We start from the raw sequence: 19787 nt of genomic DNA, 5'->3' as shown, positions 1-19787 counted from the left end.
TTTGAAGAAACTCACTACGACAATCATCCGGTAATTTCCGGCAAAGAATTATAACAATCTGAGCTTGCCAGCCTCATGAACCAGTTGTGCCATGTTTCGTGCATTTAGTGTCTGTTTGAGTACTGAGAGGTGATAGTCTACTCCCCGCAGGGTCAGGCTCAGCTGTGATGAGATCTCTTCCCTATCTAACCCATTGGCAAGATGGCCCAGGATATAAGCGGAAATTGGGCTGACAATATTATAATCCACCAACGGATTGATCTCGGCGCCATGATGAAGTGCTATTTGGGTTTGAAGACGAACCAGATAGCCCTCTACCTCGCCTATCCTCTCCAGCAGTTCGTCAACCTCTTCAGAGCGTGACAGTATCAGGTTAAAGCGCCCCGCCAACTGAGGGGAAACGGGGCATGATACCGAAACTGTGACTATGTCCTCTATATCTTGACTTTCAAGGTAACGTTTCATTCCCAAAGGCAAGCGACTCTGTGGCCAGACAAACACAGAATCACTGGTAAGGTTGCCAACAACCTCCTCCATATTCTTTAAGAATTGCACCTTCTGTCGCCATAAATTCAGACCTTTCACAGAGCTGGCGTATAACCTGCGGCGCTTAGTGAACTTGCGGATATGATGCATATCACTGCCCATCTTTTGTCCCCAATCTGAGGGGGTCTGAACATCATAGCAATAACAGATCTCATCGACCTGAAGCGCTTTACATCCTTGCTGCAATAAGGCTCTCATCGCAGCGGATAACGGAACCTGTGTCATGAGTTATATCCTCGCTAGTTTGTCGCTATATCTCTTGCTGCGCAGCCCACAGATATTACATGCTTAGTCGAAGTCATCGGTTTTTAACTCTTTACTCGATGTATGCAAATTGCATTTGAACACCTGTTGCTGCTTATGTTTAATGCGTTGTAAAATCTGCTTTGATACCTCAAAAGCACTCCCCTCCAGTGGTGCCTGTAGCGGTTTCTCTGCACCATCGAAATCACCAAGCTGCCTTAACAACTCCGCAGCCAGTAATCTTTCCTGCACAGAATTCATATCCAGTATCGATATCAGGTCTTTCATATTACTTCGCTCACGCGAGTTCCATTCGACTGTAAAGGTCTTTTCACGGCGATATTTATGATTTGCCAACTGCCATAATTTCAACCGAATATACAACTGATGCTCAGAGGGCTGCTTCCCATACTCACCAAGCAGAACCCACAGTCCATCTTCATCCAAAGTTAAGTGATCTAGTGCGGTGTCAGCACAATCAAGCACTGATGTTTTCAACTCAGGCAACCAGACTTCAGCTTTGCAGTGTCCGCACTTAACGAGCAATGGCTGCTCCGGCACCATAGGGCTATCGAAATAACCGTCACTCCACAATGTGGCGCATCGTGCATTCACTTCCAATAATGGTCGGAAAGTGAGGCTACCACCACAATGGTTACACTCTTTGTAACTCTCTGTTCCATATCTCATGGTCAAAAAACTCCAGCACTTAATTGATTCATCGACTCTCTCCCCCTGCAAACACCATTGACAACTGCAGCCCCGACCCGTGCCGACAGTGATGTCGATACAAACCAGAGATTCAGTCGTTAGGTGTTTACAGACGGGTCCCCTTTGGTAGGTACTTACGTAACACGAATGCCATCAGCAACAAGCCTGGCATGCAAAATACGGTCAAACCGAGAGAACCTGACTGAGGCACGTTTTCGATAAATGAACTTCCGGCCCAGCCAATGCCAAACAGAAAAGTCAGGCCACCGGTAATAAGTCCCGCCCAGGCGAACCAGGGCATCTTGACCTTGATAGAGACATAAGCAAAGGCCTGCACTCCGAGGGTAAATACAATACCCATGATGAAAAATTCCAGTAATTCCATTTTCTACTCCTTAAGAACGGCCTACGGCGCCAAACACATTACGGTTGGTTGGATTAACACGCATCCCCTCACCGGTATTCCAGAACTTAGCAACCTTAGCCGGGTTTTCGGTTGAACCATAACCAAAGGCGGGGTGCATCTCTGACATGGCACCATGCAAAGCACTGGGCACGAATGGGTTAGCGGCGACAATCATCCAATGATGCCAATAATCGGGCTCATTGAAGGTACAAGATGCGATGCAGGCGCCGCAGTCGGTATCACTCTCAAGCCAGTAATCGAAGCACCTTTTCGAATCACTGTGGAACTTCTTGATCCCCTCATGGTTATTCCAGGAATAACCAGGCTCCTCGGCATGTTCACCACCGAAGGTGTAACTGGTATCCTCACGAGTATCCAAAGCCTTACTCGGACAGGCATCGGCACACTTCTTACAGGTCTTACAGAACTCTGTGATGCCCCAACTACGTGCCTTGTCGTGATCAACAAAATCAAAATCGGTATAGACCTTACACAGACGAATGCGAGGGCCGTATCCGGGGACGATCAATTGCGCATTTCGGGCTCCCTCTCCGAGGCCAGCTGCGATACCATAGGCCACTGAATTACCCAAATCGTTGCCACTGGCAACGGCATGGTAGCCGAGACCTTGAATGAATTGAGCCATCTGGGATGCCAGAGTGGCCATCTTGGTGTAGCCATCACCGACGGTTCCTGCGCAGGTGCGCGACGGTGCTGTAGCCATGTTGTCGTAATCCATAGGAACCGCCATCACGATCACAGACTTAGGCTCGAAGGGAAAGTCCTTCTCCCAGCTGAGTTCACGATCCTCTGACTTGAAATGCTCCATCATCCCCTGCATCGCCTTGGCCATCTCCTGAGGATCGGTGATTTTGCTGACGCCCATCTGCTCCGCACCTTCCATCATCTCAACGGTGGCGCCGGCATTGTAGATCGGGTCGTAGTCCCAACGTTTATCACGCTTGGCTATGCCACAGCGCACCGCGCCAAACAGGCGAGCAGCACTGCGTATTGCGTTTGACGCCTCCAGCTTAGTTTCAAACTGGTACTGCTCGTGCTCGACGCCGGACTGGTCCCATGAGAACCACTGAGTATCCGGTATTCCCATGGCACCCAGGCGAAGATCCCACTTGTGAGGCGGACACCATCCGGCATGCTGCAGCGCAGTATCCAGTTGGGTGAAACCGGGGCGGGAGTTATCCCAGCCCTTGTGTTCATATCTGGGTACCTGAAGCTGAAAGTTGTAGCGCGAGTCGTTTTTAACCAGCCGACCAAACTGCTCATTTCGCTCTGGATGGCGCATCATCAAGTGTGGACTACCGGCATAGGACCACATAGTGTCTCGTTGAGGAAATGGCTTGAAATCATCGGCGAGATCCGGCCAGTTTTTATCAACCTTTCCCTCGATAGAAGCCCTACCGACACCGAATGCACCTAGGCCTGAAGCAAGTACCACACCGCCACCTATGGCTGCGCGTTTAAAAAGTTTTCGTCTCTCAGGATTATCCAGTAGCCCTTGTGAATGCACATTGGTATTATCAATATCCACTTTTTTACTGCTCGTCATAAATTCTTACCTCACAATCAAAGCACTCAAGACAATATTAATTATTGTTACGTCCTAAACACCAAAATATAAACAGACACTTTCAAAAACAGCTAACCATTGAATATAATTAGATGTTATTACCGAATACATCAAAACTCGGCATTAATAATATACCAACCAGAAAAACTCAAATAGATAATAAATAACAACTGACAATTTCATTTCTGATAATTAGGAAGTCAAAATCGTTTCAACAACTGATACAGCAGGGTTTCCTGCCAGTTTTCACTCCGAGATAAAGCCACAGCACTTTCCGTCTTTGCAATCCAGGTAACAGTTTCCACCAATACGTGCTCTTAAGCACCCTTACCTCTATCTCAACCAGATCTCACACAAATACAAACGGGTTTAAACCAAATAGAATGATAACAATATTATTATAAACGTCAGATAAGAATGATAAACGACCATCTCCTGCATTTTACTCATGTTAATTATCAATATTGAAATTCATTATTTCACATAACCAAACGTTCAGTTCAAAAGAAAAATATTTATTAGTCACGAGTCACAACAAGCAAACAAAACAAATCACAAACTTAAACAAATAAGTATATATTTGCCGGCGTTTCACTGACAAACATTCCAAAAAAAATAAAATTAAAACAGTATTTCGAAATTATTTACAAGGATTGAAACTATGAAAAACCGTAACAACTATCTACCTCTGCTTGCACTGGCTGCGGCGGGGATTGCTACCACCGCATCAGCCAGTGGCATCCTGCGAGAACAAACCACTACAGCCTATCTTGCAACCGCAGGAGCCGGTCAGACAGCAGATATTGGTGCTTCTGCCGCCTTCAACAACCCCGCAGGTCTGGCTTATCTTTCTCAGCCTGAGATACAAGGTAATTTGTTATTAATTGAGGATTCTTTTAATTTTTACGATCAAGGTTCCAGCGGAACCAATGATGACTTCGACCACCGTCGCAAAAATACCGACTATGGGGTCGGTCTCACCGGCGGAGGATCATTCTTTTACGGTCAACCACTAACTGAAGACTGGGGGATAGGCTTTGCATTGACCTCTCCGGCAGGAGGGGCCACCGATGCAGGTAAAAACTGGGTAGGCTCAAATTTCATAGAGTCGATCGAAGTATTGATAGCGGTCGCTCAAATAGCTATAGGTTACGAAATCAGCCCGCAATGGTCGGTGGGTGGTAGTGCCGGAGTCAGTTATATGAGTTGGGAGCTGGATCTTTCCCCCTTCCCTCAAGCTTCTGAAAATCTGGATCTGGATGACACTAAGCTCGCTTGGGCTTTAGGTGTTATGTATCGACCTGGGACAGATACAAGGATCGGCCTGCGTTATGTAGCCGGGGTCGATCATGAGGTGACCGGTCCCGCTATCATAGAAACTCCGATGGGAAACACTGAGTATCAGGCTTCACAAGAGTTCAACCTCGCTGATCTGGTCACCCTGAGTCTGGATCAGCAACTAACCCAAAACCTAACCCTGCTAGCCGATATTGAATGGGCAAATTGGTCTGAGATGAAAGAGAGTCGAATCGTCCATGAGGACGGTCCTACAGTCTTAGTTCCACGGGACTGGAAAGACGCCTGGGGTGGTGCTATTGGCCTGGCATACAAGGTTTCACCATCTTTAAGCCTTAAGGTTGGAGTCAACTACGACGATTCGGCCGTCTCTAAAAGCAACCATAAGATAGATCCTCCTTTAGACCGAACAATCGCCTACTCTGCAGGTGTTGACTGGGCACTGAATGACAGCACCGAATTCAACATCGGCTATCAATACCTTGATTTTGGTGACATTGAGGTCAACCAATCCATAGAAGGTTTCGATCCTATAGCTGGCACACCTTTCAGCCAGCGTGTGGTTGGTGAGAGTGAGGCACACGTACATATTGTCAGTCTGGGTATTAACAAGACATTCTAAACACTTTATACATCTCCCCTTATCCGTCAGAGTATAGGCCATCGATGGCTGCTACTCTGGCAGATAAGCACGAGTTATACCGGATACAAGGCTAGCCTCAGCTTTTCTCTATTTTGTACTCAGGGAATTCGTTGCTACTATCATCTATATCAATACTCATCAAACTCCGCAAACACAGGCCATGTATGCACCAAATATCACTCGACGACATCCGTTTGGTCAACCTGATAGCTAAAGTCGGTAGCTTTGCACGAGCTGCTGACGCGAATGATCTCCCCCGTCCCAGCGTAACCCGAAGAATCAAACAACTTGAAAGCTATCTTGGCGTCACCCTGTTTCAGCGATCCACCCGTCAACTCTCTCTGACATCCGAAGGTGAGGTGTTCCTGCAACACTGTCAGACCATCGAAATGGAGTGGCAGCAGGCCACCGAACGGATGAAATCCACCAGCAGTGAACCCTGCGGCAAACTCAGAGTCAGTGCTCTTGGACTATTCAATCGAACCATTGCAGGCCCAATTCTTTCCCAATTTGTGCGTCTATATCCCAAGATCGATCTTGAGCTAACCTCGACCTGGTCAGCACCGGATGCCTCTAAGTTTGATTTCGATCTGATGTTCAATACTAAACCTCTGGATGACAAGAGCTTTATAAGCGAAGTATTGACCATCACTAACAGAGACTTCTACGCCAGTCCCGACTATCTGGCAAAAATAAAGAGCCCTGAGAGTCCCATAGAACTGCGAGAACTTGAACTGGTTATCCTCAACTACACAGATCTCGAAAATGGCCATTGGTTATGGCAGGATAACGATACCATTCAGTCGCTAACGGTTCAGAGCCACTTGAAGCTCGATGAAGCCGAGGCTGCGTTGCAGATGACCCTGCTTGGACACGGCATCTGTTGGTTACCGGATTTTGTCTGTGAGGAACATCTAAAAGAACAGAAACTTGTAAGGATGTTTGACGGCAAGTACGCAACACCGGGCCCCCTATGGGCAATCTACCCCAGGACTCCCTATGAAAATCAGCGTATGCGTTTGTTTATCGAAATGGCCAAATCCAGCGGGCTACTAGGTAAGCCCGTTATGGATGCAGCTCGGAGTTAATCGTCCACCACAGCTTCCTGAACAAAAGGCCCGGCATTTCTGCTGGGGGTTCAATTCCCCCCCCTTCCAATACCAAAAGGCTCATTATTTCTGATGGACCTTTCGTCTTGACTCTCGATGAAAGATAGGGGTGCAGAGATAGCAGTCTTTAAATATTAGGAGCCCGAGGGAGAAATCCATTTAGATCAATCTCTGAAACGAAAAAGGGCTACTCTTTCGAGTAGCCCTTGATAAATACGGCCAGGGGATATGAGGTGTTTTAGTGTCACACTAAGCCAGAATTAATACACATGATGGCTTTCATAGTTCTATCCCCTTATTCATTCTTAGCTTACTTAGAACTATATATGTTAGCGAACTATCACTTGCTCTATAATCGCCAACTCATCATCCAGCTCCGAAAACCGTTTCTCTCCCAATACCAGTTGGTTCCATTCACGTTTATCCAGCTCGAAAGTCTTACCTGAATTCGGCTGGTGAGTAATCGCAATCACACCATTTCTAAGCACAATAGAATACAATTCATTGTATTCAGTAAACTTCACATTGAATTCAACAAACTTGCCCTCCGCTTTTCTCGAGTCAACTAAATAACGTAAATATTGGACATTATCATTGACTGGGGATTGATAAAGCTTTTCTGCTGTCATAGCGCCAAGAACTCGGCTCAGCTCTTGATAGTCATTTATAGTAAATTCACCAAGGCTTAGCTTACCCTCTAGCAGCAAGGCTTCTGATACATAAAAACCTCGTGCATTTGCTGATGTTGTATGTTGACCTAACATTCTGGCTGCCTCTATTCTTGCTTGTTTGGCCGCATCAGGTAGATCATTCATATTTGTGAGTTGACTCGTTAGATGTAACACCCACTGTGCACTTTGAACGTTATCAATCGGTCTCTCTTTATCTATCATCGATAGTACCGCTTCTCCCCCCCCCATCGCCTCAACCGTTCTACTCGCTTGTGTCTGCTTTGGTAAGGGGTTGATCTCATAAACATCCCAACCCATCCAGCCAATACGTGCACTGTAAACTTGCTTAGCGTAACTCTCTACCTGACCATAAGTCTCTTTGCCTACGCGCTGTTCCTCTGGCATATATATCCACTCAGCAATCTCTTGCGCATCTTTGCCCATGGCAATACCACGATAGGTTTGGTCGTGAATCAATTGCATACTGTCACGGAAAGACTCTAGTGCCTCACGAGCATTTTTTTCGCCAATATTGGCCGCTCCGTGAATATCAACATGATATTTAATATCACGGCTTAGTGCTAAGTCAGCCGCTTTAACTAAACGGATCGGATCACGGTATACATCACCACGCAATGTATACAGATTAAACATACTTCCATTATTCATGGCATTGGAAACAAGTAATTTTGTCTCCGGAAAATAGAAGGCGACAGAGTCTAATACATCAGTGGGGCTTGGTAGAACTTCAACAGTAATGCCTGCAATTGAATGTGTTTCAACGACACCATCTGCAAAGGTAACCGTGGGGGCTACAAACCCAGAAGTTCCAGTGAGCTTTTCGGCACTAAACCCCAACAGGCTCGGAAACGCGTCTTCTCCATGAGTTGGGTGCAGCATACCAAATTGAATTGCGGCACGGGTGTTGAAGTTTCCACTTAAAACACTTACACCAGAATCCGCTTGTAGATTTGCTACCAAATGCTCATGTCCATATATCTTCGTTGCTTCATCTAACCATGCCTCTGTTCCATGGGCATAATGCGTGTGAGTGTAGAGCACAGCAGCGACATTGATCGGTTGTCCTACTTTTTCTTCAAGAGCTAGCCTTTGCTCCTTGGCGTATTTTTTATTATCGCCAGTATCTATAATGACCCATCCTTCAGAACCTTTTACGGCTATGATGTTACCAATTCCCCAACCTGCTATGCGGTAGACATCGTCGGTTATTTCTGTGACCTGTTTTGTTTCTACTTCCCAGTTCTTATTAACATTTGCTTGAGGAAAAGTGGTAACAGCTCCATTTGCGGTTGTTACCAGCTCATCATGCAGAGACATGCCATATTGACTAGTAGGTTCACTGGTTGTGGCAATTGCCGTGAAGCTAAGACCCATAAGGGTAGCGGTTAGAGTTTTCTTAGTGTTTATCATAGTAAACGTCTCTCTATTTAAATATATGTCAAAAGTTATATGTGACAGTTTAATTAATGTAATTAATACCTGACTTACCAAGCGGCCTGAGGAGTATTCAAGTGCCGAATCAAGTTGCTAATTCACTTTCTAAATAGGGGTTACGCTGTTCAATTTTTATATCGTAGCTTTCCAGCCAATATATATCCGCTAATAACCTCACATCACTAACAAGTAAATTGCATTCTGAATTCGTTAAGTTTGCAACTGATTTACTCCAGTGTTCTGATGTATCTAATATAATTACTCTTTCTAGTTTGAAGTATGTTTCCCTATAGCATTCACATAACTTTCCTATATCTTTCGCAAAAGTAATAATAATAGTGCAACGCCCTTCCCCCATATCACAACCCCTATACTTCCTATCATTCAAGAACATTGTAAAACCCATAAGAATCAACCTCATCCAACAATTAGCTGGCCACTATCATCGAGCAACCACAACTTATTAGCTAGGAATTAGAGAAATTCAAATATGGAGAATCAGCAATAAATTAAGGAATACGTCTAGGGATATTTCACGCAAAAGATAAATCTAACCCAATGCAGTAATTGGAAACAAAAGTAATTAATTATTGCATTCCCCCTCCTCTTTTACTTTATTGTTTTCAATGACGCCTATGACTGCTAAACACCAATAAAGAATTTCTCTAATTCATGGTCTGAATTACTCATTAACCGTATCGTACACCTATTGTTGTACTGCTTAGGGATCAGCGGTATCAATCCGATTCACTCTCGTTAAAGGACAATAGCGAGCCTTCGGTCACTTAAATAAGGCTCAACATGTTGGACATAATTAAACAAGAATACAAACTACCGCTAGGCATTCTCGCCGTTCTCTTTTTTAAGCTAGTAGGTGACAGCTTACTGAGTGGAGGATTAACGCCACTCTCTTATATTATTACTACTGGCATCCTTTTTTATGTGGTTATGAGTTCAATATTTGCCGTTGTGCATCACTCTGATGCATTGGCGATAAAGCTTGGTGACCCGTATGGAACTCTTATTCTGACACTCTCGGTTGTACTACTCGAAGTTATTATGGTTTCTTCTATCATGTTAACGGGAGAGTCGAACCCGTTTTTAGCTCGAGACACCATGTTTGCAGTAGTTATGGCGGTGCTGAACGGCTTTGTGGGTATAACTTTACTGATAGGAGGCATAAAGTACCGTACCCAAACTTATAACCTCGACGGTATAAAAGCTTACTTAGTCGCCATCATTCCTCTCGCTCTACTGTGTTTAGTACTACCAAACTTCACCAGCACAGATGCGCTAGGCAACATGTCACTAAGTTTGACTTGGACATTAGTTCTTGCCTCTATCACGTTATACGCTGTGTTTCTTTTTGTACAAACGCGTAGCCACACCAGTTACTTTATTGACGCCGATAACGAAGACCACCACGAACATCACGGCCCGTTGCATAGCAATACCTACCATACGCTTATGCTGATCTGCTACTTGGTGGTGGTTATCTTACTGGCGAAAAGTCTTGCCATTCCTATTAACGATGGGATCACGGAAATGGGGGCCCCTGCAGCACTCGGTGGTTTAGTTGTTGCTTTGATTATACTTGCCCCGGAGGCCGTAGGAGCCGTCAAGGCAGCCATCACTAATCAGTTGCAACGAGCAATGAACCTTTTCTTTGGTTCCGTCCTCGCAACGATAGCATTAACGGTTCCGGCAGTACTTTTGATTTCGGGAATGATGAATGAGCCTATTCAGTTAGGCCTAGCGCCTGCTGAGATGGTGTTACTTGGAGCGACACTGTTAATGACCAGCGTAAGCTTTAGTAGTGGCAGAACCAACTCGCTCAATGGTGTCACTCACCTGATCCTATTCTTTGCTTACATCATCTTAATGTTTGACTAAGCCGCGATATAGGTTCTGGCTCTCACTTGCCAGAACCTAACTAAGTTTTGGAGTTTTCCATGCAAGATATTTTTATCGCGCTCTGGTTTCGCATTTATTGCGCTACCCGACGACGGTTTACTATTAATTAATAAGGCTTTCCACAATTTAAAAATCACTCAGATTAGATCTGGCTATGCTTTCAAGCCCTGTACTCACAACGTTAACGGATGGCATTTCATTCTTAAGCGTTCTTTATATAGCGCAATCTTTTTTGCTGTAACTCAAACACTTTGGAATCACTATGCATTTAGAAACACTATTAACCTACATATCGCTCACGATCATCGGTCTGCTTCCGATAATGAACCCACCAGCCGCGGCAACCGTTTTGCTCGGCTTAAGTAAAGGTCGCGAAAAAAACTACATCGTCTCTCAAGCTAAAACAACTGGCATCTATCTCTTTATCGCACTTTGCCTCACCTTTTTTATCGGAGCCTCGATACTGGAGCTCTTTAGTATCTCTATCCCAAGTTTACGCCTGGGTGGTGGCATAATCATTGTCGCGATTGGCTTCAATATGCTGTTTCCACGTCAAGAGAGCAGCTCGACTAGCCTTGGCCAAGACTCTATCGCCTTGGTGCCCCTTACCATCCCTTCACTTTGTGGGCCAGGTTCTATGGCGATGATCATCAGCTTAGCGGCTCAAATAGCAACCAATGAAGATCATGTCAGCATGTTTAGCGTTTATGGTGGTGTCGTTGTTGGACTCGGACTGGTTACCCTTATCGCGAATTTTACTTTAACTATGGCTTACCCACTACTGAAAGCGCTCGGTCAAAATGGTATCAATGCGTTTACACGTATCATGGGCTTCCTGCTCATCTGTATGGGGGTGCAGTTCTTCACTCTCGGTATTGAAGAAATTGTGCTAGAAATTCACCAGCTTTTGTAACAAAACCCAGTGAACATTGTAATTTGTCGTCATTTAGGGCTCACCTACTTAGGTAGGTGAGCCCGATTTCAATTCTCCAATTGAATCTAAATTTAACAACCTCAACAATAATCTATATTTGCATTTTTATTAAACTCAATAAAATATGGATCTTTGTAATTCATGGTCTATTTAAAAAGCAACAAACAGAATAATCCCATACTCAATCAACATGTATGGGATTTTATTTGTGGCAATTACCAAGTCATCTCTTCTATTTGCGTCGTTAATTTTCACTCCTTTAGCCTTTGCCAAAGGAGCAATAGATTTTCCGGCACCACCTGAGTATTACTTAGATTTCACTAGACAACGAAATACTCCTAACCCCTATACTCATCTTGGTGAGCCCCTGACATCCCTTTAAGTTTATTATGTGTATATCGTTCTGATACTATTGAACATACGTGAGATTCCCTTATTCTTAAGTAAAGCTTATACAAAGTACTAGTAGAGGTAGCCGATGAAAGAACTGCAAGACCTAGACTTAAATCTACTCAAGCTATTAAAAGCTGTTGTTGAAACTCGCAACACACATGCTGCTGCAGACAAACTAGGTATCTCACAAACCAGTGTGAGTAGAGGTATGGCTAAGTTAAGAGAAACGTTTGGCGACCAGCTATTTATTCGCAAAGCGCACGGAGTAGAGCCTTCAGAGTTGGCTGAAAAGCTAGCTGAAGCTGCTGATGAAATGTATACGCCAATAGCCAAGGTGATACAGTCTTACCAAGATTTTGATCCGCAAACCTTTAAAGGGGAGATCACGATCGCAATGAATATATTCCTTCTCGAATTATTTGGAGATGGAGTATTCCATGCGTTGAAAAGAGAGTTACCTCATGCCAACTTCAAGATGGTCTACTGGCAAGATAAAAGCCTAGCCGAGATGCTTAATGGACAGATAGATTATATGTTGCAGCTCTCAGGCTTCCCACTACCGCAAGATATCTACCAACATAAGCTGAGTGAGATAAAACTATGCCTGGTTGCGCGTAAGGATCACCCAGTATTAATGAATAATAGTAACTGGGAAGAGATACACCACCTACCTATAACCCGGATACTCATTGATGGTATCAATACCAAACGTGCTCCTGTAGAGGAGGTATATATAGCAAAGGGATACAAGGCCAATGTTGTGCTTTCGACGCACAGCTTGACGGTATTAACCAGTAAGCTCAAAAGCTCTGACGCTTTCACATTTGGCGGTAGTTTTATGACTGAGCATGAGCCGGAATTAAGTTGTTATCCACTTCCTACTTTGCCTAAAGAGATGCGTCAAATTGGAGTGGACGGGGGTTATCTACAATCCAAACGAGGCTTCCCCCTTAATCAGTTATTACACCAAACAATGCAGAGTTTTTTTGATAGTGTTATCCAGCCTGAAGAGAAGTAACCTACTAAGTAGGCTACTTCTTTTAGGTTTTAAGTATATTACCTCTGACGAACTGCTGACGTTTTTGCTGGATACATAATGGTATCTTTCATTTCATATTTGTATTCGTAGCTAAAATCGGGGAAAGGGAAAGCTTGCTTTTCATGCCACTGAGCAACGGCTTGAGCAGCTCTCAATTTCTGTTCCAGATTTTCGTTTGTATGCCGATCAACAAACTGGTACTCAGTTGAGTAGGCCGTTTTTGCACCAACACTCTCCACTTGAGCAAGTGCCGAGAATAAAACATCCTCTTGAACAGCCATAAACTCTTCGTTATCACGACAGCTTATATAACCCATCATGCTCAGATTAATCGAGTAATCCCCCATCCCCACGAGCCTGACACGAACAGGATCCTCTTCGAACATCGGGTGCTGTATCAATAGGCGACGAATATTGACGATCAACACTCTCAATTGATCTAAGGTCACCTCAGGCCGTAATCGAAGGATGTGTTCCATTCTCCGTTTGTCACGCCGCTCCAAATTATCGATTTCCATATTGGCAAACTCAGAATTAGGAATCGTGATAAGCGAGCGTTCCAGCGTTCTAATACGTGTAGAACGCAACCCTATACTTTCAATTGTTCCAAGCTTTGAGCCATATCGACATAACTCCCCGATTTTGATACCACCGTCTGCATATAAAGTGAGTCCATTAATCACATTTTCCAACACAGGACGAATGGCGAGCGCAACGGCCAAGCCACCCACACCAAGACCGGCCAATATCGGAGATATTGAAAACCCCATAAATTCGATGACATAGATCCCTAGAATAGCGATGGTTAGACCGCCAAAGATTCTAGATAGGACGGTAATCAGCGACGATTCAACATGTTTGCCTTTATGCTTTTTAAATACGTAGATTTCAGCAAAATAATTGAAGATTGCCAATATAAACCAAGAGACAAAGAAGAACTGTGCCAAAAGGAATGAAGTAGACAAGAATTGGTACACACTACCAGTAACCCAGATCCCATCATCAATCAGGCGTCTGGCAATTAACAGCAAGAACACAACACCGATTAAGGCGAGTAACTGCCCTATCCGCCATTTCAACCCTCGGTTTTCCCAACGCTCATTCCAGCGTTTACCAAGTTTAAAGCTCAAAGAGATCAGAATTTTACATACGGAAATCACCATAGCCAATGCAATCCATTGCCATAAGGGTAATGGACCATGAAGCTGGTTAAATCTCTCTGGTAATGACTGAATAAATTGCTTGGAAAACAACGGACCAGGGCTCGTCAAAAACTCTTGATAGTAGTCGACACGCGCTTCTCCTGAATACTTAAATGGCTCCATTGTGCGGTACCACCTTGGAAGCATTTGAATAGTCGTCGAAGAAAAAAGGAACTGGTCTGTTTTATCACCGTATGATTGTAGAGCGAGGGCTATGTCTGTGTTGGCAAATCGCCAATGGCGCAGCTCTCTTTCTTGAATCTCCTCAATATCGGGCGCTCTCATCAGCACATCTAGATCAATTCTGTCTAAGATTTCCCGCAAAAGTATAATCCTTTCCATCACCACAACCTTACGGCTTCTATTTGGTACAAGTGATAAATCCATAGTTCTTATTGCTTGCGAATAAGCGTTTTGTGCCTGCAATTGATGCAGGTTTTCGTCTTGCCAATGACTTATCAACACATCAGATGCGGACATAAAGCTCGATAACGTTCGAGCAGGGCTTGATGTGTCGGCCAAGATGAGCGAATCATTCGCACGCCCTAGCCCACTAAAAACAACAAGTATCAAAATAAGAAATGAGTAGATTAAACGAGTTAACATGCTTATGTGCACCTTGATCTATTCGGGAATGACATATTTTCAATGCATTTGGAAGTAGTCACTCTAGACTATACCCTTGATGTTTCGATATATTCAGCTTTATGGTGAATGCTTAAAAATACATGTTCAGAGAATGTTTAGTGGCCAAAATCATGAACATTTACTTCCAGTAACGTCGAAAACATGGAAATTGTGACTCGATAGTTTTCATCGTCCCCTTCAAAGAATGAAGTCACATCCATGTGCTCACAGGTTAGTTAATGTGTTTATCAAAAAATGCCCCTAACTCCTTTAAAGCATCCTTTGATTCAGGCATATCGATAATGAGTCCATTTGTATAATCGCCATGAGACTGGCCATCATAGATATGAAGTTCAGACTCTACGTCAGCACTTCGAAGTAACCGGTGCATACGTACTGTGTCACTCAACAACAGATCTCTTGTGCCAGAAATGAAAACCGTTGGTGGAAAGGATTCAATCTCAGCATAGATAGGGGAGACAAGTGGGTTGTCAAGCGGCTTTCCATTCGCATACAAGTTAAATGCACCTTGGATTAACCCTTCACGTTGCCCCAAGGGATCGAGCCCTTTAAGTGTATGCCATGAATCTGACGTTTCTTTAAGATCGACAGCAGGCGTCCCAACAAACAGAGCACCAGGTGTTGGTAAGCCCATCTCTTGTAACTTCAGCGTTGTAGCAAGGGTTAGATTGCCACCAGCAGAGGTACCAAATATCGCGGTCGATTCCGGTGATTGTGTCTTAGTTAACTCTTTCCAAACAGCAACGGCATCATCAATCGCGGCTGGGAACGGATGCAATGGTGGCTGACGGTAGTCAATTGAAATCACCTTAGCTCCAAGACCATTGGCAACCCAGATTGCTTCTCGCAGTGCTGACTCCCCACCACCGAACACAAATGCACCGCCATGAATATGCACTAACCACTTATCCGCATACTCTGCTGCAACCCTTTTGGGGGTCACAAAGAAGGTGTCTACGCCTGCAAAATTCTGTGATTCGTATTCTACTTCCAGTCTTTGCGCTGCCTGTTTCGAAATTTCAATTCCCGGAATATCAAATTGAGCCTGTAGAGCAATCCACTCATCATTCGTTGACGGTACTGGAAGTAGCGGTGGAATACTTCTATCTTCTAGCAATGCGGCGAACTCTGAAGAGACTCCCGTTGGAGAAGGTATCGTTCGCTCTTCCAGTGTGATGTTGGCGAATACCGCCGAGCTAGACAGACCTAAAAGCAATGCCGGAACAATAGTGCGTAGTTTTGTTTTCATTGTAACTCCAGTTGTGGCTTCTCTATGCCGTTGTGGCTTAACTGAAGTCATTATTCACTCATGAGATGGATCGAGCGATGAATTAGAGAAATTCAATATTGAACGATAGGCCACGGCATTGAATTTCCCTAATTTGTTTCCAATATAGCGCCACAATGAAATAAATAGACTAGAGGCAATAAGGATTTATTATGAAGTAGCTAGCTGCAAGCATGGTCTTTACTGGTTACTTAATCATTTTCGTTGTTCTAGTAATGCGCTTAATTAGTTAACGCAGCTCTCCCTTCCTATAACCACACCATTTGCTATATGGCAGTCTGCGAAAGAAAGCTTTCAATGGCATAGAAAAATTCGCTTCACCATGAGTTCAGCCTCACTTAATCTACTCAGGGTTCAATTAAAGAATCTCAGATACGAAAAAGCACCAGCATTTCTGATGAGCCTTTCGTCTGGCTCTTGATAACAGATAGGGGCGCAGAGATAGCATTCTTTAAACATTAGGAACCCAGGGTTCAATTAAAGAATCTCAGATACGAAAAAGGGCCACTCTTCCGAGTGGCCCTTAATCTGAATATGGCTGCGAGATAGCGGCCTTTAAACAATAGGAACCCTAGGGTTCAACTCCTTTTAATACGAAAAAAGGCTCATCATTTCTGATGAGCCTTTCGTCTTAAATATGATGCAGAGATAGCGAGCTTTAAACAATAGGAACCCTGGGTTCAATTCCCAGCTCCGCTTAAACGAAAAAGGGCTACTCTTTAGAGTAGCCCTTAATCTGAATGTGGCGGAGAGATAGGGATTTGAACCCTAGATGGGCTACAAACCCATGCCGGTTTTCAAGACCGGTGCATTCGACCACTCTGCCATCTCTCCGAACGAGATGGATATTATAAGTATCCAAGTTTGATGTAAACCATTATTTCTGTTTAAGGCTTCAAGCGACCAGCTTCTATCCAAATTGTTTAATTCTTGATGTAAGAGACGAGAAACATCTGCGCGGAAAATCACTAATAGACCAAATAGGATGTGGGCTATGATCAAGATGTGCTAATATCAGCTTATTGTTAATCTGTTTATTATTAAGTAGCACTTGCTATATGAATCCACATGTCATCCCAGTTTCTGCATTGTCACCCCATCATAAAATTCCAACACTCTCTGAAATTGAACTGAATAAACAAGGTTTATTATTAGGTCAGGAAAGGGTCATCGATGCATTTGAGCTACTGACAAAAACACCAAATCAGCATATGTACCTTGCCGACTTGCCGGGAATAGACAGGTGTGAGTTCATCAAATCACTGGCGCTTAACTTGGGTGTTCAAGCAGACCAATATTTGCATAAAGCGATAGATAATAAACAGCTAACCTTTCAATGGAAGAAAGATGACTCAGCCGCACTTGGGGATATTTTCTCAACCAAGAGTCAATCCTATCAGTACCTTTCCGGTAGCATTAAGCGCACAGATCTAGTCGGCAGACTCACTCATACCAATAAAGAAACAGGCAATAGTAAGACTCAATATATTCCAGGTGCGCTCGCGCAATGTCATTATCTGTTTATTTGCGCCGAATCACTCTGGAAACGTGAGGGGTTATGGGATCTTCTTTTAGAAATACTGACCCATAGGCAGTACCATGTTCATTCCAGCCTCCCTGCCCTTCCTCTCAATTGTAAAGTGGTGCTAGTCGGCTCAAGTACACAATTCAGTGTCTGCTGGGTTGAAGAACCACAGTTTCCATTACATTTCCCGTTACTCGGAGAGATGGTCAACGAGTTTGATTTAGGCACCCATAGTGAAGACGATTATGCGTCGTGGTTATTAGCCGTTGCTACGGGTGTAGGTGTTACACTGTCTCAATCGGCCCTTGTGCCGCTATTCTCATACAGTGCCCGCTTAGCTGACCATCAGCAGAGACTGTCTCTGTTATCATCGCAAATTGGACACCTGTTAGCTCAGGCTAAAGCTTATTCCGGCCAAGAGGAGCTCACTGATGACTCCATTATTCATGCATTAAAAAAGCATCAGAGCAGGCATAATGCTTCTGAAATGTTATCGGCTCAAAATTTCGATGATAAGTTTATAAACTTACCCACGGATAAGTTTATAGTTGGTCAAATAAACGGGCTTACTGTGCTCGATACTGTCGAGTATAGCTATGGTGAACCGGCAAGGATCACAGCTTCAGTCCATTATGGTGATGGTGAGGTTGCCGACATCGAAAGAAAGTCTGAACTCGGTGGCAATATTCATGCGAAAGGGATGATGATCCTCTCTTCTTGCCTCTACAGGATCTTCGGTAAAGATGCTCCTCTGCATTTGAATTCAAACATCGTCTTTGAGCAATCCTATCAAGAGATTGATGGCGACAGTGCTTCGCTTGCTGAGTATTGCAGCCTGATCTCTGCCATTACAGAAAAGCCTATCGATCAAGGCATCGCGGTAACCGGAGCACTCGACCAATTTGGAAACGTGCAAGCCATCGGTGGGGTTAACGAGAAAATTGAAGGCTTCTTCAATCTATGTTCACGTCGTGGCTTAACCGGTAGCCAAGGTGTCATAATCCCTAAATCGAATACTCAACAACTTAACCTTAGCCTACAACTGATTGAAGCCGTTACTGCGGGTGAGTTTCACCTGTATGAAATTGAACATATCGATCAAGCAGTCGAACGATTAATGAATATCGACGCGGGTATTGCAGATAAAGATAATAACTTCCCGGAAGATTCGCTGTATGGATTAGTTCAGGGCCGTCTAGCCGGATTAGCAGGTTATCAGGACGAAGAGAAAAGTTTTTTTGCGAAGCTAGTCGAAAAATTAAGCTTTTCCAGCTGATCGGAGTTGTTTAGCTTACACGTGTTCGCTAATCTTGAACTCTAAAAATTGCTAAAGTGAAGTATATCGATGAGTAAAGCTAACAGTTTCAATAAAAAAGACCTAATAGCCTGCGGCCATGGTGAGTTATTCGGTAAAAACTCTCCACGTTTGCCTATAGACAACATGTTGATGATGGATAGGATCACCAAAATTAATGCTGATGGCGGTGAATTCGGTAAGGGCGAAATTGTAGCAGAGCTTGATATTAACCCTGACCTATGGTTTTTCGGCTGCCACTTTTCAGGTGATCCTGTAATGCCTGGTTGTCTGGGTTTAGATGCGTTATGGCAACTGGTTGGTTTCTTTTTGGGCTGGGAAGGTGCTGAAGGCAAAGGACGGGCATTAGGCGTAGGTGAAGTTAAGTTTACAGGCCAGGTACTACCTGACGCGAAAAAAGTAACCTATAAGCTGACCATTAAGCGTAAAGTATACCGAAAGTTGGTAATGGGTATTGCTGATGCAACGATGGAAGTTGACGGGCGTGAGATCTACAGTGCAAAAGATCTAAAGGTGGGTATATTCACCGACACATCCTCATTCTAAGGACTTTCTTTCGTCCATAAAAATGCCCTCTTAACTCATTTAACTATGTATGATGAGACCGGAGGGCAAAAATGCTGCGTTATTTATTAAATAAGCCAGTAAGCCGGCCATCTACTCCTTCACGCCAACCCCCCAACCATTGTGACTTAGAGTCAAGTGTCGAATAAGGACAGTTCTCCTTTGAGCGGCCGCCAACTCCAGCCTGAAATCCTTTCGAAAAAGCTCTATCTAAACGATCTCTTTTTTGTCTCTTCATGCAAGCATCCTCTGTTTTACATACAAAGAAGCAATAGCTTCACTTAATATGAATAGAGG

Annotated in this window: 16 protein-coding genes and 1 tRNA gene; 7 read left to right on the top strand and 10 right to left on the bottom strand. The window is 44.0% G+C overall.

All coding sequences use genetic code 11. The features are described from left to right. Positions 1-48: 48 nt before the first annotated feature. From EKG39_RS05960 to EKG39_RS05945, 4 genes are all read right to left on the bottom strand, one after another. Positions 49-771, bottom strand: coding sequence for a helix-turn-helix transcriptional regulator (locus EKG39_RS05960; RefSeq protein WP_126504845.1), 723 nt, complete (start codon positions 769-771; stop codon positions 49-51). Between the two features lie 63 nt (positions 772-834). Beyond that, positions 835-1479 carry a hypothetical protein gene (locus EKG39_RS05955; protein ID WP_126504844.1) on the bottom strand — a complete coding sequence of 215 codons (645 nt, stop codon included), beginning with the start codon at positions 1477-1479 and terminating at the stop codon, positions 835-837. A gap of 127 nt (positions 1480-1606) precedes the next feature. Beyond that, positions 1607-1885, bottom strand: coding sequence for a hypothetical protein (locus tag EKG39_RS05950; protein ID WP_126504843.1), 279 nt, complete (start codon positions 1883-1885; stop codon positions 1607-1609). Positions 1886-1895: 10 nt separating this feature from the next. Continuing rightward, the gene (locus EKG39_RS05945; RefSeq protein ID WP_246028419.1) at positions 1896-3473 is read right to left on the bottom strand and encodes a reductive dehalogenase; all 1578 of its coding nucleotides are present in this window, start codon (positions 3471-3473) and stop codon (positions 1896-1898) included. Positions 3474-4155: 682 nt separating this feature from the next. On the opposite strand from EKG39_RS05945, the gene EKG39_RS05940 reads away from it, so the two are divergent. Together EKG39_RS05940 and EKG39_RS05935 are read left to right on the top strand one after the other, a co-directional pair. Beyond that, on the top strand, positions 4156-5412 hold the full coding sequence (locus EKG39_RS05940) for an OmpP1/FadL family transporter (protein ID WP_126504842.1): 1257 nt from the start codon (positions 4156-4158) through the stop codon (positions 5410-5412). A gap of 185 nt (positions 5413-5597) precedes the next feature. Then, positions 5598-6521, top strand: a complete 924-nt coding sequence (locus EKG39_RS05935) for a LysR family transcriptional regulator (RefSeq protein WP_126504841.1) — start codon at positions 5598-5600, stop codon at positions 6519-6521. A 350-nt stretch (positions 6522-6871) separates the two neighbouring features. On the opposite strand, the gene EKG39_RS05930 is transcribed toward EKG39_RS05935, so the two are convergent. Continuing rightward, positions 6872-8644: an alkyl sulfatase dimerization domain-containing protein gene (locus EKG39_RS05930; protein WP_126504840.1), complete on the bottom strand. Its 1773-nt coding sequence runs from the start codon at positions 8642-8644 to the stop codon at positions 6872-6874. A 109-nt stretch (positions 8645-8753) separates the two neighbouring features. Further along, positions 8754-9074 (bottom strand): hypothetical protein, encoded by a 321-nt coding sequence (locus EKG39_RS05925; RefSeq protein ID WP_126504839.1) that lies wholly within the window; start codon positions 9072-9074, stop codon positions 8754-8756. A gap of 395 nt (positions 9075-9469) precedes the next feature. Here EKG39_RS05925 and EKG39_RS05920 point away from each other — a divergent pair, with 395 nt between their 5' ends. The 3 genes from EKG39_RS05920 (at position 9470) to EKG39_RS05910 (ending at position 12927) form a co-directional block, all read left to right on the top strand. Then, positions 9470-10561, top strand: a complete 1092-nt coding sequence (locus EKG39_RS05920; RefSeq protein ID WP_126504838.1) for a calcium:cation antiporter — start codon at positions 9470-9472, stop codon at positions 10559-10561. A gap of 283 nt (positions 10562-10844) precedes the next feature. Beyond that, on the top strand, positions 10845-11495 hold the full coding sequence (locus EKG39_RS05915; RefSeq protein WP_126504837.1) for a MarC family NAAT transporter: 651 nt from the start codon (positions 10845-10847) through the stop codon (positions 11493-11495). A gap of 499 nt (positions 11496-11994) precedes the next feature. Then, complete coding sequence (locus EKG39_RS05910) at positions 11995-12927, top strand: LysR family transcriptional regulator (protein ID WP_126504836.1); 933 nt, start codon at positions 11995-11997, stop codon at positions 12925-12927. A 38-nt stretch (positions 12928-12965) separates the two neighbouring features. On the opposite strand, the gene EKG39_RS05905 is transcribed toward EKG39_RS05910, so the two are convergent. The 3 genes from EKG39_RS05905 to EKG39_RS05895 all read right to left on the bottom strand — a co-directional run bounded on the left by EKG39_RS05905 (position 12966) and on the right by EKG39_RS05895 (position 16920). Further along, entirely contained in the window at positions 12966-14756 is a 1791-nt protein-coding gene (locus tag EKG39_RS05905) for a mechanosensitive ion channel family protein (RefSeq protein ID WP_126504835.1), read from the bottom strand. 253 nt (positions 14757-15009) lie between these two features. Then, the gene (locus EKG39_RS05900) at positions 15010-16047 is read right to left on the bottom strand and encodes an alpha/beta hydrolase fold domain-containing protein (RefSeq protein WP_126504834.1); all 1038 of its coding nucleotides are present in this window, start codon (positions 16045-16047) and stop codon (positions 15010-15012) included. 782 nt (positions 16048-16829) lie between these two features. Next, a tRNA-Ser gene (locus tag EKG39_RS05895) sits at positions 16830-16920 on the bottom strand. Between the two features lie 224 nt (positions 16921-17144). On the opposite strand from EKG39_RS05895, the gene EKG39_RS05890 reads away from it, so the two are divergent. Together EKG39_RS05890 and fabA are read left to right on the top strand one after the other, a co-directional pair. Continuing rightward, positions 17145-18887: a S16 family serine protease gene (locus EKG39_RS05890; RefSeq protein WP_126504833.1), complete on the top strand. Its 1743-nt coding sequence runs from the start codon at positions 17145-17147 to the stop codon at positions 18885-18887. A 69-nt stretch (positions 18888-18956) separates the two neighbouring features. Next, entirely contained in the window at positions 18957-19472 is a 516-nt protein-coding gene (gene fabA, locus EKG39_RS05885) for a bifunctional 3-hydroxydecanoyl-ACP dehydratase/trans-2-decenoyl-ACP isomerase (RefSeq protein ID WP_126504832.1), read from the top strand. 79 nt (positions 19473-19551) lie between these two features. Here the strand turns inward: fabA and rmf are convergent, their stop codons facing one another. Further along, positions 19552-19728, bottom strand: coding sequence for a ribosome modulation factor (gene rmf, locus EKG39_RS05880; RefSeq protein WP_012142811.1), 177 nt, complete (start codon positions 19726-19728; stop codon positions 19552-19554). Positions 19729-19787 lie beyond the last annotated feature (59 nt).

Origin of the sequence: Shewanella atlantica, from assembly GCF_003966265.1 — a bacterium.
Classification (GTDB): domain Bacteria; phylum Pseudomonadota; class Gammaproteobacteria; order Enterobacterales; family Shewanellaceae; genus Shewanella; species Shewanella atlantica.
This window is presented reverse-complemented; position numbering and strand designations above follow the sequence as displayed.